Raw genomic sequence first — 20283 nt, 5'->3', positions numbered from 1 at the left:
GTCTGAGCTAATACACATTACTATGGCGTATTGCGGTCACTTTTGGATAACTTTCTTTTTCTGGCATCTGTACCCTAACTTGCAGATATACATCTCTCGGTATGTCAATCAACGATAAGTCAGACCATTCTGCGTGGCCATCTCGCTCAGCATTGTACGGCTGTTTATCAAGATTTAGACGATTAGATGCAAATTCTGGAGCATCTTTGTGTACTCGATGGTATGTTTTTACAATGATAGAACCATCAGATTCAACACTATAATCATTCCAAATTCGTTCCATACCATTTCGGCATTTGGGGTTCGTAACACCACCATCATCACCACCCCATGCCCTGTCCGAATTAAGACCAAGACATCCGGTGATTTTATAAACTCCTTCACTCAAGCGCTCTACGCTCACCCCTTCAGCTTCTTTCGTGGCAGTGAATGAGCCGCCGGCATAAATGTTGAGCACAGGGCTTGCTGTTTTGTAAAAACCGTTTGCATCCGCTACTGCATTATTTCCTGTTACTAACACAGATCCTGTTGCTGTAGTTGGTATCGTTGTAACAATTTGCCCCGTTGTTGTCGCAGCATCTTGCCTGCTATATATTTCGACACGGTTTGAAGTAGATGATGTTATAAACCTGTAGCGCCCAACTGTCCCCGCCGCAATTCCTGTGTTTAGCATCTCGATGCCGGGGAAACTTGCGCGTGAAATTAGAGGGTTTGCTGTGAATGTTTTAGCCCCCCCAATAGTCTGCGCATTACCTGACATCAAAACTTGCTGCCCATTCCAATTAACAACGCCTTCTCCTGTTGTGTATAGATTTATATTTCCACTAAAATCCAACGTAACACCAGCATTGGTATAATGATTGTGCATTGTAAATGAATTAACATTACTAGTGCCAAAACCAAAAAAACCGCGATTAACGCCGTCTGCGGTTTGAAATAAAGCATAATGTGCGTTACTTCCTGAAGCTGGCCTACTATAAAATGAGGCTTCGTTTCTTGAAAAAATCTTTTGCCCAGTTATACGTTCATTTCCTGCACTGGTAAGAACAGACCCCCAAGTTATTGTACCGCCCGCCATCCACCCAATATAAAATTCGCTAATACTCCCCTGAAGGGTTGCAAAGAATGCCCCATTTCCAGCATTGTTGTCAGCCTTGTGTGTACAAACTATAGAATAAAAACCCGCCGTACCTCCTCCAGGAACTAATGCCGCAAACGATCCAGTGGCATTAATAAACAACCGTGCACCAATTGTCATGTCTGAAAGCTGAGTTATAGAAGTTAGAGTCACTGGTTGCGCACTAGTTAATCGACCTATATTGCTGGCAAAATCTTGAAACCCATTAATGAATGACATACGGGCAGTGATGTTCTGCGCAACATCAGACAGTAATATGGGATGCCAAACGCTAACATTATTGTTGTCTATAGTCCTAAAACGGAGGTCAGGGGAACCAATTCGATAATCCCCCCACAGTTGAATCCCATAATTTCTAGACGGATTACTGAATATGTTAAATATGTGCCCGTTGGAAGGAACGTCGCTTTGCTGAGTAGATTGCGCATACCACGCTCCATTGATGCGAAAATCTGACGCTAAGGATGCGTTCGGAATAAGTTGCGAACTATCCCGCCCGATACCGCCTGCCTGCCCAGCAACAAGAACATTACCCACAGTTGCGGCTGGTACGGATTGTTTTATTAATGTAGCACTATTCCAAATCTCCCTCCACTCGTCCCATGTCGAACCGCCTACTAAGAAATATCTGATATAAACTCTTGAAGAATTAAAAGGAAAATACAATTGAGTACACGCGCCAAGGCCATTGGCTGTACTTTGCAAAACAAGTAACGCTCCTGAAACTGCTACGGGATAATTTCGTTCTGCTGTTGCATTTCCGTTCTGATTTTGAAACCAGATACCATCCTGTTCGCCCGTAATAGTATTTAGATCTAATGTTCCTAACCCCCCGCGTTTTCTGTAAAGATTATTTAGTGTTTCTGTAGCAGCAGAGCCTAAACTGATGTTTGCACGAAATTGCTCAGGATTTTCAATGTCAGCCCCGTTAGCCGACTTTTTCATTACACCAGCCAACGTAGCCTGAGCATTTCCCGCCGCTGTCTCTGCTGCATTTTTTGCGACAAGCGCACCATTGGCTGAATTGCTAGCAGCATTAGCTGAAGCCGTCGCCGCCGCACTAGCTTGCTGGGCTTGAGCTACCGCCGCGCTGAGATTTTGCGCATACTGTGCCGCCTCATCTCTGGCAGTAGCAGCGGCACTCGCAGCCTCTGCCGCATTAGTACCCAACACCTGCATCGCAGCCAGCTTTGCCGCTACGTCAGTCTGAATCTCACGAAAATAGACAACAATCGCTGGTGTAACGGCCTGTTCCATCGCTGCCAGTTTTAATAGTTCGTTGATCGTCGCTGGCGTCGATTTATCATTAATAGAGACGGAACCATAGACCGAATTGTAACCATCACTCTGGATTGAAATGGCGTACTCACAGATTTCCAGCGGAATAGCGTAGTTACCATCCTGATCGGTCATGACTGATGCAGAAAAGCCGTTCAATACCGAAGGCCCGTTGGTCAATGCGCTAAACGTGACTTCAGCACCGGAAACAGGGACACCAGCCGGATTCATTAACACGCCACTGATTAATACACTCACGCTTGCGAACTCCCGTTATATTGCGCCTGCTTTTTCTGCCCGGCAGCGGTATCAGTTTGTGATTTGACGCCCAGCAGATCGACAAAGGTTTGATAGTGCTGGGATGACAGCATTGCGTTATTGCCATTTTCTGCGTCTTTGCCATAGGCGCGAAAAAGGATGAACTCAAGAACAGGGTTAAAGTACAGTTCATCAAGGGGGAATGGCCGGGCGTTCTGCGAAGACAGATCGGCAATACTGGCAGGAGAAGGTAAACGCGCGACGTTAATTTCCAATTGAGCACCAGCCAGCGCGCCGGGGAATACAAAGAAGGTTTTAGGTGTCTGCTCGTCGTAGCAATAACGTTCAATCGAGCCCGTTATGCTGTGCCAATCGGGATACTGATAATCGAGCGCATCACGCGGGAACGGTTGAATAGCACGCCCGCCTATGACTCGCGTAATTTCCAGTAAACGTATCGCGCCATCAGGTAAATGTTGCCGCGTACCCGGCTCGCAATCGAATGTCTCAATCGACGCCCCGGCATCTGGCCTGATGATGATGACGGCGTTGATCGCATCATTGTAATAATCCAGCAACTCGGATTTAGGCCAGCGCAGCCACAGCGAATCCAGCAGTTGCGAGTTTGCTCTGCCGATAATGTCGTTAATCGTTGTCATTAGTAGAAGTCGTGTTTACGGACGGGATTGTGGAAACCGGTTATCGGGGAGTTATCAAGCGCATCACGGTAGGCTCGTCGATAACCATCGGTGAAAATGGATCTGAAATACGCCGCTCGCTGCGGATCGCTCCACGGCTTACCTGGCATCAGGTAGAGGTCTTCTAACGCACCAGCAGCAATCACATCCGTGTAATCGTCGACCAACGCATCTGGCACAGTATCCGCCGTGCGCCGAGGTTCTACGGCAAAGAGAATGACAATGCGGCCAAACGGTCGAGTAAACGCGATGTGATTCGCTGAAATGACGGTAAAGTCTACGCCAGCAATAAGAACAGCCGGATCATCAGGGTTGCTGATATCGGTGACCAGTAAGCGCTTGACGCACTTCACTTCCAGACTCTCCGCCAGCGTAAGCGTTACACCTTGCTCAACCTCTGTCAGCACCAGCGATTCACGGCAAAACAGCGACTCACGGCAAAATGTGATTGCGGCTTCCAATACAGATTGCCGCATCATAAAGTCTAACGGCCCACTAATATGCTTACGGATCGCTGGCAGAAATGCGTCAAGCGATGCCATTACTCAGCGCCCTTTGCTTTAACAGCTTCACGAACACGGGCGCGGAAATCATCAACTTTTTCCTGCGCACCTTGTTTCAGATCTGCCAGATCTTCTGCTTCAACCAGCGTCGCTAGTTGAACAGATGTCAACTTTGCCAAATCAATTTCATCGTTACCGATTTTGACCACCCAGCTATTCGCTTCCGCTTCCGCCTTCTGGCGTGCGAGTTCTTCCGCTGCGAGTTTGGCTTTCAATGCCTCGTCTTCCGCAGACTGTGCCAGCACCGATGTCACCTGGTCTTCACGTACCCATACGGTGGGGAACTCCAGCAACTGGTGAGCAATCCTGCTTTCAACGTTGACGGGTTTAAGGCGGGGAAAGATCAGGCGGCTACCGGTCACGGTATCGCGCTTTTTGTCTTTACCACCGATGTACACAACAGAAATATCTGTCATTCTTGAATCCTCATAAAAAAGCCCACCGAAGTGGGCTGGATAATGTTGGAAGCGGCTTAGTAGCCTACCGCGACATATTTCACATTGACGATCAGACGACCTGTTGCGGCACCACCTGCAATCGTGGCGGTAATTTTCTCACCGCTGGCCACCGTGCTGTACGGCACCACAGGTACAGATTTCGCCACTGCCGCTGCATGACTCGCTGCTGCGACAAGCGCCTGATTACCGCTCTTGATCGCTACAGTGGTATTGGCACCCAGCGCATCACTGACGACATCAACAGCATAAATCCGCATACCGATCGGCATTTCCAATAACTCAACAACATCGCCAACGGCTGCGGTAGCCAGCACAATCTGGCTTTCTGCTAAAGACAAATTGCCCTGTGGCCCTTGATACACCGCATCACGCATGGACGGCGCTTGAATCGTTGCCATAAAATTTTCTCCTGATAAAACAAAGCAGCAGGCCGAAACCTGCTCTTATGTGAGGATTAGGGGGATGGATTAACGCCCCGTAGAGATCGCCGAATCGACGACAATAACGCCGTGGTCACTCATGCGGCCATCTTTCTGCTGGAAGCGAATTTTCTTCAGGCCATTGATCCAACGAACAGAAATTTCTGTGCCGTTACCGTGGTCCACTTTCTCTTCGTGATAACCGAAGTGACCACCGCCCTCGCCCGTGCCGTAAGCATTCGCCAGCGCCTGACCACCCAGCAAGATAGCGCGGTCAATGGTGGTTTGTGCTTCTTTCAATGCAACGGTGGCCGCCAAATCGTTGTTAGATACGGCGACCTGAGAACCAGAATTGAAGCGGATTGGCATCCCGGTGTACTTGCGCACCAGAATGTTACGCCACATCGCGCATTCGCCTTTGAACAGCGGGTGATCGAAACCTTTAGAGCGCTGAATAACGCGAGACAGCATCGCCTGCCAGTCTTTACCTGACGTGGAGGTATACCAGTCATTCCACTGGCGTGGCGTGACGTTTAGGACGTAATACGGATCGTCGTTCGCCATTTCGTCTTTCGACATTTTGACGGGCTGGAGCGGGTGCGCCATTTCATCGATAAACAGAGAAAGATTATCGACTACGCCCAAACTGAAGATATCGGCAGCATCCAGACTTTCAAAGCTGGTCGCATCACCGGCATAAAAGTGACGGTCATAGGTCGGTGGCAGCACATCGTTGATCATGATTTTGCCAAACTCGCCATGACCGGCCAGCGGCAGAATGGTGTCATCAGCGATGAAATCACCGCGTGCGCCTGCCAGATGCACCGTTGCGCACTGATCTTGCAGGTCATTAAAGTACGTGCCCAGCAAGGTACGTGCGGTTTTGTTCAGATTGTGCTTATAGCGCTGCTCTGACATTTTCCCGCCCGCATCAACCAGGTGACGACCCTGATTAATCTTAAGCGAGAAGTCAGCGAACGCGAGGTTTTCACCGCGCCCTTCCAGCTTCGCATCGCCCATCGTCGGACGCTTGCTGAGCTTGTGGACAATCTGCATATCCACTTCATCACCTTTGGCTTTTTGCAGATCGGTGATACGCACCACTGGCGCGGTATAGCTGGTTTGCTTCACGCCTTTTTTATCCGGCGTTACCGCTTTTGGTGCTTCCTGCTGTTCCGTCATGATGTTAACGAATGAGCGGTTGCGGTTGGCTGCGGTGAACAGCGCAACCTGCATCAACTTATTCGCCTGGGCGGAGGTAATGGTAGTCATGTTGATTCCCTAAAAAGAAAACCCGCACGCAGCGGGTTGGATGGTGTGAGTAGATAACGTCAGATGGCTTGTTCTAGCAGCGCTTCAATCTGCGCATCGGTCATGCCAGCAAACATCACCTGCAATTGATCAGGATCGGCATTGACCGCCTGTTCCAGTGGCGATGCAGAGTGTTGCGTGGTTGAGCCAACATCTGACGGTGACGCAGGCAGCTGTGACGAAGCAGTTGCTTTCGCCAGCAGATCTGCTGCTTTTTGCTGAAGCTCTTCGGCTGTCGATTGCTGTTGCGCGGCTTGCGTAGGCTGTTGAGGTGCACTCTCCACAGACTCACCATAGGCGGCGCGGGTTCGCTTCACGACTTCACCGAATCGTTCATTTAACGGTTTGTCTTTCCACGCGGGATCAAGTTTGAGTGTTTCATCGATATGCACCGCCAGTGTAAAACGGTCTGGATCGCTATCTTGCCAGTTTTTCAGATCTGGCGTGGCGTCCAGTGCCGCAATCACGGGGTTGTCATTAACAGGTTGAGAAACTACCGGGGCTGGCTGCGCAGATTGCAGGTATTCCACTTTCTGCGTCAAAGCATCAAGCACATTCGCCACTTCAGGGAAACTCTCACGCACCGTCGCGATCTGCTCTGGTGTGATTTTAGCTTTTTCCGGCAACTGCGCAGGCTGCAAACCAGCATCGTTAATCTGGCGCGTAAAGACTTCCAACTGTCGCCGAGCTTCAGCTAGTTCCGTAGACGTCCGCTGATTCGCTTCAGACAGGCGGCGCTTTTCGGCACGTTCCGCTTCCAGCACATCATAAGGAATAGTGTGTTTACCATCGCGGCTGAGAATGCTTTTCACGGTGCTATTGCCGTCATCAGCATCAGTTGGCTGTTGCGTTGTGGTCACCTGTGGTTGTGCAGCTACGCCCGGCGTCAGCGTGGTGGTATCGCCCTTATTTTCCTGCTGCCCATTCAGATTATCCACAGTTACTTGCCCGGTATGGATTACCGCACCCGTCGCCTCATCAGAAATATCCACATAGCCCAAGCCATTCAGCAATGCTTCCAACTCTTCCGCTGTTTCTTCACCTGTTAAATTATCAATATCAACACTCACGTTATGACTCCTGCATGTCTATTTGTCGGATAGATCCGAAAGGGGTGGGACGTATCGCTGCCCATGCGAATAAGCGCTCTAACAAAAGCGCTTATCGGCACAAACAAAAAAGCCACCCGAAGGTGGCCGATACTGATTTTGTGGTATAAAAAACCGGAGCAGCTTTTTAAGGCATACTCCGGTATCTTTCTGGAATGTAGCGCGTATCTTAATAAGGGGCAATACCCATGAAACGATTTAACTTTCTTACCATTCCAATATTATTTATCACTGCTGTAACCAAACCCAGAAAGTGGATATTAATTACAGGATTTGCATTTAGTTCATGGGCACTGACATTCATAGGGGGAGTAACATCCGATATCATTGCGCTTATTCAAGATTATGGCCTACAAAACATGACGCTTACAGAGTGGGCTATCACGCTCTACATCTTTTTGGTTTTATCTGCGCTGACGTATAGCTATAAAACCATGCTCTGCAAGACAGTGTACTATTGCCGCCATCGATTTGGCGTTTATCCGTTTTGGTCAAATTTATTAAAAAAACCGATTTAGATCGGGATCGAATCAATCTGCCCCTGAATACTCTGCATCACCTGCGCGTTCAACGCCTCAATTTCCCGCGTCGTGTTCTCCATATCCTGAAGGATACGACCTGTTTCCGCCTGCGTTTTCGCATCATCAAAGCGCTGACTGTTCGTTAAAGTTTGCTCACGCTGAGCCGCCGCCGCAATGCGCTGTGCCTCGGCTTCCAGCTTCGCCACTTTCCCAGCGATCTCACGCATCGCCAGTTCTTGCTGCTGCGCCTGCAACTGCTGTTGCTGCTGAGCCGCCTGCTGCTCTTCTGGCGTCATTTCATCTGGCGACTTCGGCGTACCCAGCGCACTGCGGATACGTTCTATAAACTCGGCTTTCTTCGGCACATCCAGCAGTTCGACCCACATATCCAGTACCGTAGCTTGTACCTGCGGCGGCAATCCAGTGATGACCTGAGACATACGCTCGGCCAGTTGCGATTTATAGGCTGGCGTCTGCTGGATCGGTGCAAGCGCGATATGCGCACGCAGGCGGGAAACATCGTTAGTCATCCCGTTACCGGACTCTTCATTAATGGTGACAGATTTACGGCGGCGCGGATCGTCACGGTTCACCACAACGGAGTAATTGCGTCGACGCGTCAGGTCTTCCAGCAAATACGACAGCAGCAATTGTCCGACCTGCTGACAGGCGAACTGATAGTTATCGTTGATTTCCGCTAACGTCGTCGCGCCCTGTTCGACCAGATTGCTGATTGCCACACCGGAAGCGGCACTGGAGTCCTGCCCGAGAAATGCCGAATACACGCCCATCCCGTCCTGAATCAGTTTCATACTCTCCTGCATGACCTGAAACTGCTGCTGCGCGACTTGGAAATCCTGCTGAATATTAATGGCATCCGCTGCCGTTGTTTTGTTGTGTCTTTGGGGATTGAGCGTAATCACGCCGTCTGGTCGCTCAACTTCGTCCGCTAACTGCCTATCGGTCATGTTAGTCGCATCGGCATCCTTGATGATGCGCTTAGCTTGTAATAACCAAGTCAATTTGATGCGACGGAAGTTCACTTCATCCTGAGCGGGGATCGCGCGGCAAGCTAAGCCATACGGCGCGCCCGTTTTGTCTTTGCGATAGCCCCAGAACGGCACCAGCGGGAACATGCCCTGCGGTGCGGAGCATGGACGATCGCCAAGAAAGTGTGGACCGACAAACCACGCCTCGCGGATCCGGCTGACGCGAGACATCACCACCGATACGCGGCCTGTTGCCAGCGCCACGGCGTGCATCACGTTGTTTTTATCGAACTGGATAACGCGACCATTGGACAACTCAAGCACTGGCACCCGCTGGTATGTGCGATAGTAGATCACCTGCAACATAACGCGCTTACGGTTGGACGATACCCATTCAGTATCCTTACGGCTCCACTGTTGGTACTCGTCATAAGCGCTGATTAAGGCGGACTCCTGCCCCTCGGCAATATCGGTATCGACAAACCCGCGCCACTCATTGATCGAATAGTCGATAACCTGCGCCATATCGGGGAAAGTGGCCTTCACTTCATCCACGTCCAGCCAACGCTTGCGCATCAACCAGCGGCAATCGCTCAGATCAGACTCACGACTGTGCCAATCCCAGAACACTTCATTACGGTGAACGGTTCCAACCTTGTAACGCGAACCAAATAGATCGCTGTTACGGCGTACCTCAACCCATGATAACCCCGCTTTGATCTGCTCAGCGTAGGCATCGGAGCGAGCCTTATTGATGTTGGACAACCGGCACACATCAGCAAATTCCGCATTGACCGCATCGGCCAGTTGCTCCATTTCCTCATCAGGATCATCAGCGATAACCATCAGGTCGGTACGTGTCTTGGCCTCCATACCCAGTACACCATCAATGGTTGGCGCAATCAGGTTATGCATCGTCAGCGGTTGACCGCGTTCACGCAGTTTCGCCACCACTTCCGGCGCAAGCTGATCGCCGTCGTAATACGCGCAGGCGGTATTTGCCGTGGTGCGCCAGTCTGGCTGCGCGTCAATGTCCGATGAAAGATCCAGTAATTGCCGCTGCGTAAAGCGGTCGCGATTGTCCTGCTGGCGATTATCCTGCTGCTGTGGCCGTGCCTCAGCGTCAATAGCGGCTGTGTTCATCAATGTGACATCCAGTGAGTAGGTTTAGAACGGTCGATAGGTTTCAGTTTCGGTCTGGCTGGCATACGAGCACGCATTTCCTGTGCAATGGCATAGCTCATCACCTGGTCATCGAAACAACCGGTTTGTGCGCCCATGCTGCCTTTGGCGTCATAGACATAGGTATTGAGTTCGTTGATGGTGCCGATCCAGCGAATGCCGCTGGCCTTTTCGCGCAGTAACGTTTTCAGCCCTTCCGTCACCACCGGCTTACTCTGCTTAGTAGTCAGCCAGCCCAGCTTCGGCGTTTCGTCGTCGTTATCGCGATCAAGGTGTTGCTCGGCATAAATAGCGCGAATGGGGTAAACATCACGCAGCTTCTGCAATACCGCATGGCCGTGGTTATTTCGCTCTGGCCCGATGTAAGCGGTGTTATACCACTCGCCGACGTGTGCCAGCAGTTGCGCGAATAGCTCCGCATCCAGATGACCGAACCAGTGCGCCACCTGTTCGCCTGACGATTTCTTCACAACATCGAAAGATGAACGGTCACCGTTTTCCAGGCCTTCAGCCACGTCAGCGCCAATAGCATAATCCTCGCCGGGATCCGGCAATTCCCAGACCAGCAGATGATTTTGTAACGTGCGCTGAAGCTCTTCTTTATCGCCGCCGCGCAGTGCCTGCACCTTTGTGCGTTTACCGGTTTCAGGCTCTACGCCATAGACAATGAGCGGCGGGCTACAGCGCCCTTCGGCATGCATCACATTGATGGCGGCAAATACACGGCGACCAGAGGTTAAGAAAGCCTCCTGCGGCGTAGAAGGAAATTCCTGCTTCATTTCCTCGCCCTGCTCAACCTCTTTGCGGATATACCACTGCTTTTGCTCATCACTCAGCGTGACGCGCGTTGCCGCTTCCACCGCAGCAAAATATTCCTGGTGATATTTACTCAGGCGCAGGCCACCGGCCGGAACGGGCGCAACGTATTTCGGATCGTCAAACCACGGATAGAAGTGAAACTTGTAATCCTGCATCGTCAGATCGACACCAGATTGCGCCAGCTCAAGCGCCCGTGTACTCATAGTATGAAAATCGCCGCCCACGCCTTCCGCCGTGGATTCATCAAACACGATACCGCCGTCATGCACGGCGTTCAGCGTACCTGTTCGCACCTCTTTGGCTTTGGCCGGATACTTGGCGCAGATTTTCCCGTGCTCCGAAATGTGCAAACGCTGAACCGTACCCGAGCGGAAAGACGTAGCCACCTGAATGCTGGAGCCATGAGAAAACAGAATATAGCCGCCATTCGCCCCGCTACGTCGCTCGGTAATCTTGAATGACGAACGTAACCAACCGGGCAGATTATCGAAGGGTATCGATATTTTGGTACGGAAGATTTCGCCAGCGGCAGTCTTATCCTGCGCAATGATCCCGCACTTGATGTTCTTATTGAACAGCGCCTGATCGAGCAGGTAGATATCAATCGCGGTGGAGAAACCAAGCTGACGCGCTTTGAGAATGATGTTGCGATAATGCATGTGCTTGAACAGTCGGCGCTGTGCCGGACGCATCCGAAACGTGACCAGTTGGCCTTTTTCATTCTCGATCTTGTACAGATTGTTGAGCCGCCACCACGGATTGCTCAATTTTGACAAAATAAAAAGGCGCTGCTGCGCCTCAGTCATTCCGTCCAGCTCGTCTTCTGCGAGACTGGCATCATACTGCGGTGTCGTCATTGCGCCAGCATTCCATCATCCGGCATCGCATGAATATCACGCACCACATCGGTTAGCGGCGTCGTCACATCCTTGCTTTCCGCCGTCAGTTTCTCTGTTTCGGCTTTCAGCTTGGCGGTCGCCGCCTTAATACGCTGCGTGTCAGCACTCAGGCGCGGAACATTCACCGCATCCAGTTGTAACTTGCTCAGGCTGTTTTCGATTGACTCAATCCGGGCAATGTTGCGATCGAGCCCTTGTTCAGCCTTGATGAACTTATCGTAAAGCTCGATACGCGCTTCAACTGATTCTGCGTTCTGCAAATCTTCCATGATTTTGTTCAGCGTTTTTGTCACTGACAACGCGCGAGCGCGGGTGAAAATCAGTTCATCACGTAGCTCAGTTTCTCGCACCGCATCAAAAAGTTCATCGGCATCCAGATATTTTGCATAGGCCGAATGCTTGCGTGGGATTTGATTACCAGGCTGGAACGCATTAGTTGGAACACCATAATTCCCGCCCAGATTGTTCCCTTTAACAAAGCGACCACTAGCATCCCGTTGCGGTTCAGTTTCAGGCTGCTGATCGCTGGCGTCACTGTCGTTTGCGTCTGCTGATTCCTTCGTATCATTATCGCCAGAATCATCACACTTTTTCTCGCTTTTGCGATTCGCACCCTTCTCTTTGCGAATCTGCGAATCACTTTTTTGCGAACTGCGAATTTGCGAATTCTGCTCAATGAAATCCGTTGCAGCCTTTATCGTGATGTAACGCTTCGCAGAGCTATACGGCACCTCATTCTGAGTACACCACTCTACTGGGGAGATTCCCGTTGCTGAGTATGCCGCCGCATAATCGGCCAGCAGCTTTTTCCAATCGTACTTTGCCATAGCGTCCTACTGAGTAAGCATTATCGAGCCACCTCTGGGAAGTGACTCTGGAATGCCTGATGAATCACTTGAATGCGTGGACTACAGCGCGAAACAGATAATCTTTCACCTGCTGCTCTTTAGGCAGTTGGTCATACGGGACAAAACACGGATGCTCTTTCTTTTCTGCGTCTTTCACTGGGCCATATTTCCAGCCATCTTGTTTTTTGAACTCCAACCATTTGTTATGACTGGCTTCCGGCGGATGATCACCATTGAGATGGAATACCACACCTTCGATAGCGGAATCCTTTTGCCAGGCTGGAGCGTCTTCCCAAGTGGGCTGGCTGTGATCGCCCAACGCAGCGCAGTACGCTCGGTTAACTTCGTGGGCGGTACGGGCGGTACGGGCAGCACGTTCGATATATCGACGCTCTATTTCCTGTTGGTTATCACCACAGCCACCACCGAGTTCTGGCAGCGGCTCCAACAATGATTGCTCATAAAGACGCTGCTTCAGCAAATAGCCTTCCAACTGCCAGATTTTGTTAAACGCATTCTGACGTGCAATCTTGCGTCCGATCTCCTCGTCGAAGTTTTCAGGCGATGCACAGGCTGATTCGCCAGTAACAGTGAAGCCATTACGTAATACCAGAACGCAGAAGATCAGCAGCGGGTGAGCACTAGCAGTGTGGATGCCTGGGTGCGTTCCGACATGTACGTCGTCGTTTGACTTGTACGCTCCCAGCACACCATCAGCGGCGGTGAAATAGTTCTCTGCGACAATGATGCTTTGAATGTGCTCAGGGGTAACTCGCGGGGCGGTTAAACCTCTGGCCTGAATCTCTTGTTCAATGCGCTGATCGGTGACTTGTGTCATGGGGTTACCTTTTGTTGGGACGAAAAAAAGCCCCAGCGGATGCTGAGGCTATGGATATAAGCGAATGTGGCTAACTAATCATTTTCTTCTTCATCAAAAATATTAAGAGAAAGCTCGACTCGTTCCCCTATCTCCCAACATTTTTTATCAAGTATTTCTTCTGGAGTCGTATCAGGAACATTAAAATAAAAGCTGTAAACTTGATTACCTGAGTTACCATCATCTGAATGAACATCGCTATCGGCATCTAAGGGAATTGACTCTATCTCTTCCAGAGTCAAACCCAACTCATTAGCCAAAAGTGTTTGCCGGTTTTCGTACTGCGCATCATCAAAATGTCTACTCATTAGCAACCCCATCAGTGAATAAAGTTAAAGAATGGCACCCAATGGGGATTCTGCAAATAATAAATATGCCGCTCTTGAGGGTCATTGACGCCCAGCTTCGATAATTCCTGCCAACTGCCCATTAGCCTGCTCAAGCGCCGCCAGCAACGGATCAATCCAATACACAGCCTGCCCATACGTCAATCGGCAGTTGGAGGCAGCGGCACCAGTACCGGCTGAGTCAACTCCGCTGGCAGTGGTACGCATTGTGCTGGCACGTAAACTGTGCGCGTAGTCGAGCAGCCCAGTAGCGACATCATCAGGCACGCACTCACGACTAGCAGGATGATGTTTGATAATTGTCCGGTAAATAATCTGTTTTTCATCGGATTTACCCTTGATGGTGATGGCGTATTGATTCGCCTGCCTGGCGATTTCGTTGTAGCGATGGAACTGAAGTGACTGCCCGGTGATAACCGCTTGCTGGCTTGTGCTGATATCTTCCGATTGCTGCTTATCCCGCTGCGCAATATCCGTATCCCACCGCAATCCCTGCGCATACCAACCCGCGCCGAACGCAGCAGCAAACCCGCCGCATAGCAGCAGCGCTTTCATTTTCGTGGTTAACATGTTTTCTCTGTTAAAAAGTGGGGGGATTGATAAGGGTGAGGAATTTAGATTTCACGTAGCGTTGCCAAAACAGCTAAAAAAAGACTAATTTTTAGACAAATTAAGCTGTTTTAGGACAAAGTGCCGAATTCCTATCATCGCAATACATAGCAAAATAATGCTATCGGCCTGTCTATCTGATCCACTTCCACCAATCAGCGCCCCCATGCACGAAATAGAAAGTGCCGAATACATTAGTTTGCCGATTACCCCATCTTTAACGTGGTCACTGAACACGCACCACCCAGCCCACAGAAGAATGGTGACGTAGGCGATGGTGAAAATCATTGGGCACCTCCACCAAACCGGGATCGGATAAGCCCCCACAGGTCGGCAGCTTCAATTGCCTTGATAACGGCAGCAATCAGCGAACCGCCGAATGCCCCCAGAAGAAAACCAATCCCGCCAGCCGACGACGGGTTGATATTGAAATAATCGCCAACAATGCCTGTCAGATAGTGGGCGCAGGCGCTACCCGTGAAAACGAAGATCGCAATCCCACGTGCCGTTCTCAGGTCGCTTTGAAACGGTACAGATATCAGCGCACCAATCAGCCCAGCGACCGCCCATTGAAATTGATCCCACAGTCGGGACAACCATTCCATTACGCTGCCCCTTGGTATTTGGTATACGCGTTCTCAAGTTTGGTGTCATAGCGGTTTTTGGCATACGCTGGGCCGTTGTAAATTCGGGCGAAGGTTGCCCAATCACGACTTTTCAGCGCCGACAGCAGTTTGTTATCAGCTTTAATAAAGCGCACGAACGTATCAAGCTGACCGGCTGCTGTGTATTGGGCGTTAATGAAGGCCTGTAATGTTGGGTAGCCGCAAGTTTTCCAGTGGTAGCCCATTATCTGGAATGCTCCCCACGATGCGGATTGCAATGCGCAGCCGCGATCAATAGCTGTTGCAGCCCGATCCATGTCTTTGTCTTCTTTATCAGTGGACTGATAACTACCAGGCTTACGCGCCACCAGATCAGGATGTTTCGCTAATTCAGCATTTGCCCGAGCACCGCCAAAATGTTTCGTTAACTGCTGGTACATGACGTGCGGCTCATACTGCACTTTTACTCGGCCATCAGATAGAAAGCCACTGCCATTGCTTTCAACTTCAGTAACCGCTTTAACCGTAGCAACCGGAACCCCCAAACCACTCGCGGCGACCCGGTAATCTAAAAGGGTGAGAATTTTGGACATAACACGCTCTATGTGCAGGAAATAAAAAAGCCTGCTGGGCGAACCATGCAGGCTTGAGGACTGACCAATAAAAAACCGGAGCAGCTTTTTAAGGCATACTCCGGTATCTTTCGCGAATTTAGCGCGTATCTGATACGGGGTCAATCTGGCTCATACGATTAATCAATTTCGTTATGAATTCTCTCATTAAGAACGCTAACCGCCTGAGACTCTTCAACATACAACCAGCGCATGCAGCGTTTAACCAGATCCAGATATTGCGGACATTCACCGGCAGATATCACAGCCCCTATGATAGCCAGTGATTTACGCAAGTGCTCAAACGTCGCCGCAATATGCCCGTTGCCGCCACATTCATTACACACGGCAATGGCTGGACGTAGCGTTTTCCCCGTTCCGTTACAGCGCGGGCAGACATTCAATTGCGCCGCCTGGTACTCCGACCATTCCCGTAGCGCTTTACGCTCATGACCAATTCGCTCATTTAGCTCGGCGATTTCTATCCCTGTGCTGATGTAATCGGCGTGGCCCACCTTCTCGCGGCAGCGCTGCCTTTCAAGTTGCTTGATTTCTGATCGAAGCGCATCAGTATTCTTGCGCGACTGCGCCGCTTTAGCGCCGTATCTGCGTAGCAGCCCAGCTATATGATCGATTTGTGCGGGCAGATTGCGCTCAAGTACTATGCTTAGTGCCAACTGACAGGCAGGATCTGAGTGCACAAGGTGCGTTCGAGTGTTTACCCAGTTAGATATAGCCGTTCGAATACGTTGCTCTGCTTGGCTATCGTGACGATATTTTGCCATTAACAAATCAAAACCAACGGAATGATGGTGCTGAGTGGTCGCAAATGCTGCCAGTATTTGCTCTTTGGAGAGAACTGCACGTCCGCGTCCCACATTCAGTGATTCAATGCTCATACAGCGCGGATCGTGCATCTTGATAAGTTGTTCTACAGCGATGGTCATTTGGTCAGTCCCTTAGTATTGGTGGTCAGAGCCAACTTTAGGTGCCGAACATCAATATTGCAAAATATAAAAAATAAAATTTATTTTTAAATAAAAAATTCCATAATACTTATAAGATTACACCTCAGAAATGCATAAATGAACACCCCTGATTATAGCCACTTAAAAAAACACATATACCCTTCATGCTTCACATTGCATATGCTTTGACTGCATTCACTCACCCGAATAAATTCATGAGTAAATCCATCGGAATTCCTTACTTTCCCGCTTTACTGAAAATAGAACTATTTATGGTGTAAAATAAGTCATCAATAAAAACCTAAAAAAATAAAAAAAACACTTAACAACATTGACAGGAAACACTATAGAGCATTAACTTGATAATGCAAAACCCAATCGTGTCTAAAATAAAAAACTAGGAGACTAATCATGTCAAACGTTAATAATTTGGTGCAAGAATGGTTATTGAATAAGACTATTACAACAGCTAGATTAATGGCGGGGTCATATCAAGAAGCCAATGCGGTCGCGGATTCTCTTGGTAATGACAGCAGTGATAAAAATGCAAATGGTGTTGATATATTCAAAGATCCGAAAAATATATCAACAGCGATTGCAACAATTATGACGCACACACAAAACAAGGCAAATTTTCATCCCGCCTCCCAATCCTCTAAAGAACTTGCTAACAATTACAACGGATACATCAATGAATTAGATGCAACACCTTTCTTTCACCTTACTGAAAGCCAAACAGTAAAACAGTCATTCAGATCAAAAGATTACAATGTTCTTATTAAACAAATAGTTTCACTTTACGATGTATCTCCAAAGGATAAAGAAAAACTTAGTAATAACATTGAAGATTTAGCCAAATCAGTATTTAATCAAAGTTCATCAGAACGTTGGGACAATCTTTTTTCACAGTCAACAATTGACCTCTCCGACCCACGAAAACCGACAATATTAATTTATTACACAACTTTACACATGAAACATCAAAGTGGGAAATCTGAAGTTAATGAGCAAGATTACACAGTTAACAAAACAAAATATATTGTATTAAGCGATTTAATTTCAGCATATGCTGATACATTAGCAGGTCTAGTAAAAGTTGACATTAATGGTTGGATGAAGAACTCATCCACCCCATCCAATGGAAACATAAAATTATGTTTTAAATAAAAAATGACACATTAAAGTGGGGGTTCTGCCCCACTTTAAAAAAACATCAAACCGTTATATTACACACCCAGATATAGTTCTATTTGAAGAATAGTTGCATTAAACCCGTAACACACTTCGGCACGATACCCCGCACCACGCATTAGCGATTGCCATTCTAACTGTGCTGGTGTCACCTTGCCGTCGATGGTCTTCATTTCTATCCATAAACCAGAATACCCTCCACGCGGCAGCGCCAGAAACAAATCTGGCACGCCAGCACGAACACCAAGCCGCTTCGCATCACTCGCCGCCTTCGGCCCACGTTTCCCCTCATTTGGGATATGCAGCAGATAATCCCCAATTTTAATACCATTGATGACAGTTTTACCTGCCCATTCAATGAGCGCGGCCTGTTCTTCGAGTTCAGCCTGATGAGAGACTTTGCGCACCGAGCCGCCACATACTTCCAGTTTTGCTTGGCTATTCAGGTAAATGTGACGGCGACATTCTCGGTAAGAAAGTCATCGCCTTCTACACCCGATTTGAAAAACTGGTCGCAGCACTTTACTACGGTGACAGCCTGTTAGCGCTCGATCAGGATGATGCCGACGAGGTGTATTACCCTAGTGATTACTGATCGCTGACTTCCTTCATTAAATTTTACCGCATCCGTTCTGTGATGCGGTTCCCCCTTTTCCAGTGAATACCGAAGGAGGCCGCCTTGTTCGGTCTATTTCTTTACGTCTGTTACACGTTCCAACCCTGCCAATACGAGTCGCAAGGCTGGGTTTATCCCGATCTGCAAAATTGTGAAGCCGATATCAGGGCGCAGAAATTGCCCAAATCTTATGAGTGCTTGCCAGTTGAGGCCGTTGTGCCTGTGCGGGGTGACTAATGCCCCTCCCCCAACGTCCAATTCTTGATATGTGCAGCGGATCGCGCATGTTTTGGTTCGATAAAAGCGACAGCCGCGCTGTATTTTCCGACATTCGCCGGGAGCGTCATGTCTTATGCGATGGGCGTAGTCTGGAAATTAACCCCGACGTTATTGCCGACTTTCGCGCCCTTCCCTTTGACGATGCGCAATTCGCCCTTGTTGTTTTCGATCCGCCCCACCTTCTACGCGCTGGCGAGAGCAGTTGGCTGCGTAAAAAATACGGCGCGTTAGACAGGGATACATGGCAAGACGATTTACGAGCCGGATTCAGTGAGGCCTTTAGAGTCCTGCGGCCGCTCGGCACGCTCATCTTTAAATGGAACGAAACACAAATCCCAGTTCGTGATGTGCTGGCTCTTACCGATCAAAGGCCTGCATTTGGCCACCTATCTGGCAAGCGCAGTAACACCCACTGGATTTGCTTTCTTAAAGGAGAAAACGATGCCAAACCACATAACCAATGAAATTAAGGTTCTCGGCGGTACGAATAAAGAACGTCTTGCCTTTATCCGTTCGATCACAAATAAACATGGTCTTATTGATTTCAACAACATCACTCAGATGCCTAAAAGCATGAATATTGATGAGAGTACCGACGTCGAGAACATGGCAAGTGCCATAGCCGGAAAACCTATGGCTGACTTTTGGATCGATGAAATAAAAACTAAAAAAGAAATTATTAGTGACCTGCGCTCACGCGGAATGTCCGATAGCTATATCAAGCGGGTTAAACAGCACGCTCTAATGCGCATCGAAAACAAGCAACGCCATGGTTTTTACTCATGGTATGACTGGTCGCGGGAAAAATGGGGGACAAAATGGAATGCATACAGCATTCAAATGCCCGTAAAAATGCCAAAGCGCCGAATTAAGTGGGGGCATAAATATCGTCATACACATGTGAAAACATACAGCAAGAGAGTGTTTAAGAAGCACCTTGCTCGTTATGCAGCAAGCGGAGCGCCGATTGTAATCCGCTTTGAAACCGCATGGGCAAGCCCTAACCCAGTGATTCTCGATATGTCACGTCGCTTTCCCCACCTCACATTTGATATTTCATACGCAGATGAAGATATGGGCAGTAACTGCGGAAAATACATCATTACGGCAGGAAGCATAGCATCATCAAACGTTGCCCCAAGCTATCGCGATCAATCGGGCGAAGAACGCCGGAAATGGCGAAAATTCGCTTTTCAGCTTCGCTACCCGGGAAAAACGCCACAGCAGCACGGCATGAACGATCAATATGAATACGTCGATGATGACGAATAACACAGCCGCCTAATCAGCGGCTTTTTTATTTCCGAAATTTAGGAGAAGCACATGCATCAAACCTGGTCGGTTCCATTCCCGGAATCGAAAACTGAATATAACGGCTACCCCGTTTACTGGCGATATTTTGAAACCGTCCAGGAAGCGGGAATTGAAGTTATCGCCGAGCAATATATTGCCTTTTACCAGACCAATAGCTATGCCTTTTTATGCCCTGCTCACTGGGCTAAGGACTATGATATCGATCGGGATAAGGCGCGATGGCTCGACGGGTGGAAAAAGAAAAATATGCGATATGCGATCAAGAAAGTCGCAAAATCAGCAGAACGATCTTTTGCCTTTCCATCGCAGCAACTGGCGTTAGAAAGCCTGCTACGTCGAAAGAAATATCATCTGAGATGTATTAGCTCAGACTTGA

24 protein-coding genes and 1 pseudogene are annotated in these 20283 nt (G+C 49.0%); 6 read left to right on the top strand and 19 right to left on the bottom strand.

Annotated features, from left to right (window positions below; genetic code table 11):
* Positions 1-7: 7 nt before the first annotated feature.
* The 7 genes from OI69_RS18890 to OI69_RS18095 form a co-directional block, all read right to left on the bottom strand.
* Positions 8-2674, bottom strand: coding sequence for a phage tail fiber protein (locus OI69_RS18890; protein WP_154715583.1), 2667 nt, complete (start codon positions 2672-2674; stop codon positions 8-10).
* Complete coding sequence (locus OI69_RS18120; protein WP_039353812.1) at positions 2671-3333, bottom strand: phage adaptor protein; 663 nt, start codon at positions 3331-3333, stop codon at positions 2671-2673. Before OI69_RS18120 ends, OI69_RS18890 begins: the two co-directional genes overlap by 4 nt.
* On the bottom strand, positions 3333-3914 hold the full coding sequence (locus OI69_RS18115; RefSeq protein ID WP_039353810.1) for a hypothetical protein: 582 nt from the start codon (positions 3912-3914) through the stop codon (positions 3333-3335). Before OI69_RS18115 ends, OI69_RS18120 begins: the two co-directional genes overlap by 1 nt.
* Positions 3914-4351 (bottom strand): hypothetical protein, encoded by a 438-nt coding sequence (locus tag OI69_RS18110; RefSeq protein ID WP_039353806.1) that lies wholly within the window; start codon positions 4349-4351, stop codon positions 3914-3916. The genes OI69_RS18115 and OI69_RS18110 overlap by 1 nt, the downstream gene beginning before the upstream one ends.
* A 56-nt stretch (positions 4352-4407) precedes the next feature.
* Positions 4408-4791, bottom strand: a complete 384-nt coding sequence (locus OI69_RS18105; protein ID WP_039353803.1) for a hypothetical protein — start codon at positions 4789-4791, stop codon at positions 4408-4410.
* A gap of 69 nt (positions 4792-4860) precedes the next feature.
* Positions 4861-6084, bottom strand: a complete 1224-nt coding sequence (locus tag OI69_RS18100; protein WP_039353799.1) for a N4-gp56 family major capsid protein — start codon at positions 6082-6084, stop codon at positions 4861-4863.
* 59 nt (positions 6085-6143) lie between these two features.
* Complete coding sequence (locus OI69_RS18095) at positions 6144-7193, bottom strand: hypothetical protein (protein ID WP_039353796.1); 1050 nt, start codon at positions 7191-7193, stop codon at positions 6144-6146.
* A 227-nt stretch (positions 7194-7420) separates the two neighbouring features.
* Here OI69_RS18095 and OI69_RS18090 point away from each other — a divergent pair, with 227 nt between their 5' ends.
* Complete coding sequence (locus OI69_RS18090; protein ID WP_039353793.1) at positions 7421-7750, top strand: hypothetical protein; 330 nt, start codon at positions 7421-7423, stop codon at positions 7748-7750.
* On the opposite strand, the gene OI69_RS18085 is transcribed toward OI69_RS18090, so the two are convergent.
* The 11 genes and pseudogenes from OI69_RS18085 to OI69_RS18035 form a co-directional block, all read right to left on the bottom strand.
* On the bottom strand, positions 7747-9885 hold the full coding sequence (locus tag OI69_RS18085) for a portal protein (protein WP_039353791.1): 2139 nt from the start codon (positions 9883-9885) through the stop codon (positions 7747-7749). The two genes, OI69_RS18090 and OI69_RS18085, sit on opposite strands and share 4 nt — an antisense overlap.
* Entirely contained in the window at positions 9885-11549 is a 1665-nt protein-coding gene (locus tag OI69_RS18080; protein ID WP_167335194.1) for a terminase, read from the bottom strand. The genes OI69_RS18085 and OI69_RS18080 overlap by 1 nt, the downstream gene beginning before the upstream one ends.
* A 47-nt stretch (positions 11550-11596) precedes the next feature.
* Entirely contained in the window at positions 11597-12469 is an 873-nt protein-coding gene (locus OI69_RS20285) for a hypothetical protein (protein ID WP_039353785.1), read from the bottom strand.
* Positions 12470-12533: 64 nt separating this feature from the next.
* Positions 12534-12740: a RyR domain-containing protein gene (locus OI69_RS20340; RefSeq protein WP_263059692.1), complete on the bottom strand. Its 207-nt coding sequence runs from the start codon at positions 12738-12740 to the stop codon at positions 12534-12536.
* A gap of 204 nt (positions 12741-12944) precedes the next feature.
* Positions 12945-13328: pseudogene (locus tag OI69_RS20275) on the bottom strand (Gp49 family protein); the annotation flags it as partial.
* 74 nt (positions 13329-13402) lie between these two features.
* A complete protein-coding gene (locus tag OI69_RS18060) occupies positions 13403-13675 on the bottom strand; it encodes a hypothetical protein (RefSeq protein ID WP_052198402.1) in 273 nt (90 codons plus the stop codon).
* An 81-nt stretch (positions 13676-13756) separates the two neighbouring features.
* Positions 13757-14284: a hypothetical protein gene (locus OI69_RS18055; protein WP_080752662.1), complete on the bottom strand. Its 528-nt coding sequence runs from the start codon at positions 14282-14284 to the stop codon at positions 13757-13759.
* A gap of 84 nt (positions 14285-14368) precedes the next feature.
* Complete coding sequence (locus OI69_RS18050; RefSeq protein ID WP_039353782.1) at positions 14369-14611, bottom strand: hypothetical protein; 243 nt, start codon at positions 14609-14611, stop codon at positions 14369-14371.
* Entirely contained in the window at positions 14608-14928 is a 321-nt protein-coding gene (locus OI69_RS18045; RefSeq protein ID WP_039353779.1) for a hypothetical protein, read from the bottom strand. The genes OI69_RS18050 and OI69_RS18045 overlap by 4 nt, the downstream gene beginning before the upstream one ends.
* Complete coding sequence (locus OI69_RS18040) at positions 14928-15521, bottom strand: N-acetylmuramidase family protein (RefSeq protein ID WP_039353777.1); 594 nt, start codon at positions 15519-15521, stop codon at positions 14928-14930. Before OI69_RS18040 ends, OI69_RS18045 begins: the two co-directional genes overlap by 1 nt.
* 158 nt (positions 15522-15679) lie before the next feature.
* Entirely contained in the window at positions 15680-16486 is an 807-nt protein-coding gene (locus OI69_RS18035; RefSeq protein ID WP_039353775.1) for a TIGR02642 family protein, read from the bottom strand.
* Between the two features lie 432 nt (positions 16487-16918).
* Between OI69_RS18035 and OI69_RS18030 the strand changes: the two genes are divergently transcribed.
* Entirely contained in the window at positions 16919-17674 is a 756-nt protein-coding gene (locus tag OI69_RS18030) for a hypothetical protein (protein WP_039353772.1), read from the top strand.
* Positions 17675-17733: 59 nt separating this feature from the next.
* Here the strand turns inward: OI69_RS18030 and OI69_RS18025 are convergent, their stop codons facing one another.
* Positions 17734-18105, bottom strand: a complete 372-nt coding sequence (locus OI69_RS18025) for a VRR-NUC domain-containing protein (RefSeq protein ID WP_039353769.1) — start codon at positions 18103-18105, stop codon at positions 17734-17736.
* A gap of 23 nt (positions 18106-18128) precedes the next feature.
* Between OI69_RS18025 and OI69_RS19940 the strand changes: the two genes are divergently transcribed.
* The 4 genes from OI69_RS19940 to OI69_RS18010 all read left to right on the top strand — a co-directional run.
* Positions 18129-18293 (top strand): hypothetical protein, encoded by a 165-nt coding sequence (locus tag OI69_RS19940; RefSeq protein ID WP_154715582.1) that lies wholly within the window; start codon positions 18129-18131, stop codon positions 18291-18293.
* 305 nt (positions 18294-18598) lie between these two features.
* The gene (locus OI69_RS18020) at positions 18599-19057 is read left to right on the top strand and encodes a class I SAM-dependent methyltransferase (protein ID WP_235319729.1); all 459 of its coding nucleotides are present in this window, start codon (positions 18599-18601) and stop codon (positions 19055-19057) included.
* On the top strand, positions 19035-19865 hold the full coding sequence (locus tag OI69_RS18015; protein ID WP_039353763.1) for a DUF1281 family ferredoxin-like fold protein: 831 nt from the start codon (positions 19035-19037) through the stop codon (positions 19863-19865). The genes OI69_RS18020 and OI69_RS18015 overlap by 23 nt, the downstream gene beginning before the upstream one ends.
* A gap of 51 nt (positions 19866-19916) precedes the next feature.
* The coding region (locus OI69_RS18010) for a hypothetical protein (RefSeq protein ID WP_039353760.1) at positions 19917-20283 on the top strand (367 nt) is incomplete at its 3' end.

This window comes from Pectobacterium fontis, from assembly GCF_000803215.1.
Lineage (GTDB): Bacteria > Pseudomonadota > Gammaproteobacteria > Enterobacterales > Enterobacteriaceae > Pectobacterium > Pectobacterium fontis.
The sequence above is the reverse complement of the archived record's forward strand: the minus strand, read 5'-3'. Positions and strand labels throughout refer to the sequence as shown.

What these genes read in the sequence shown, in the direction of transcription:
- OI69_RS20285 (WP_039353785.1), bottom strand. Translation starts at nt 12,469, where the DNA reads ATGGCAAAGTACGATTGGAAAAAGCTGCTGGCCGATTATGCGGCGGCA.
- OI69_RS18085 (WP_039353791.1), bottom strand. Translation starts at nt 9,885, where the DNA reads ATGAACACAGCCGCTATTGACGCTGAGGCACGGCCACAGCAGCAGGAT.
- OI69_RS18110 (WP_039353806.1), bottom strand. Translation starts at nt 4,351, where the DNA reads ATGACAGATATTTCTGTTGTGTACATCGGTGGTAAAGACAAAAAGCGC.
- OI69_RS18115 (WP_039353810.1), bottom strand. Translation starts at nt 3,914, where the DNA reads ATGGCATCGCTTGACGCATTTCTGCCAGCGATCCGTAAGCATATTAGT.
- OI69_RS18015 (WP_039353763.1), top strand. Translation starts at nt 19,035, where the DNA reads ATGCCAAACCACATAACCAATGAAATTAAGGTTCTCGGCGGTACGAAT.
- OI69_RS18035 (WP_039353775.1), bottom strand. Translation starts at nt 16,486, where the DNA reads ATGACCATCGCTGTAGAACAACTTATCAAGATGCACGATCCGCGCTGT.
- OI69_RS18020 (WP_235319729.1), top strand. Translation starts at nt 18,599, where the DNA reads ATGTTTTGGTTCGATAAAAGCGACAGCCGCGCTGTATTTTCCGACATT.
- OI69_RS18080 (WP_167335194.1), bottom strand. Translation starts at nt 11,549, where the DNA reads ATGACTGAGGCGCAGCAGCGCCTTTTTATTTTGTCAAAATTGAGCAAT.
- OI69_RS18045 (WP_039353779.1), bottom strand. Translation starts at nt 14,928, where the DNA reads ATGGAATGGTTGTCCCGACTGTGGGATCAATTTCAATGGGCGGTCGCT.
- OI69_RS18050 (WP_039353782.1), bottom strand. Translation starts at nt 14,611, where the DNA reads ATGATTTTCACCATCGCCTACGTCACCATTCTTCTGTGGGCTGGGTGG.
- OI69_RS18040 (WP_039353777.1), bottom strand. Translation starts at nt 15,521, where the DNA reads ATGTCCAAAATTCTCACCCTTTTAGATTACCGGGTCGCCGCGAGTGGT.
- OI69_RS18060 (WP_052198402.1), bottom strand. Translation starts at nt 13,675, where the DNA reads ATGAGTAGACATTTTGATGATGCGCAGTACGAAAACCGGCAAACACTT.
- OI69_RS18090 (WP_039353793.1), top strand. Translation starts at nt 7,421, where the DNA reads ATGAAACGATTTAACTTTCTTACCATTCCAATATTATTTATCACTGCT.
- OI69_RS18055 (WP_080752662.1), bottom strand. Translation starts at nt 14,284, where the DNA reads ATGTTAACCACGAAAATGAAAGCGCTGCTGCTATGCGGCGGGTTTGCT.
- OI69_RS18120 (WP_039353812.1), bottom strand. Translation starts at nt 3,333, where the DNA reads ATGACAACGATTAACGACATTATCGGCAGAGCAAACTCGCAACTGCTG.
- OI69_RS18030 (WP_039353772.1), top strand. Translation starts at nt 16,919, where the DNA reads ATGTCAAACGTTAATAATTTGGTGCAAGAATGGTTATTGAATAAGACT.
- OI69_RS18105 (WP_039353803.1), bottom strand. Translation starts at nt 4,791, where the DNA reads ATGGCAACGATTCAAGCGCCGTCCATGCGTGATGCGGTGTATCAAGGG.
- OI69_RS18100 (WP_039353799.1), bottom strand. Translation starts at nt 6,084, where the DNA reads ATGACTACCATTACCTCCGCCCAGGCGAATAAGTTGATGCAGGTTGCG.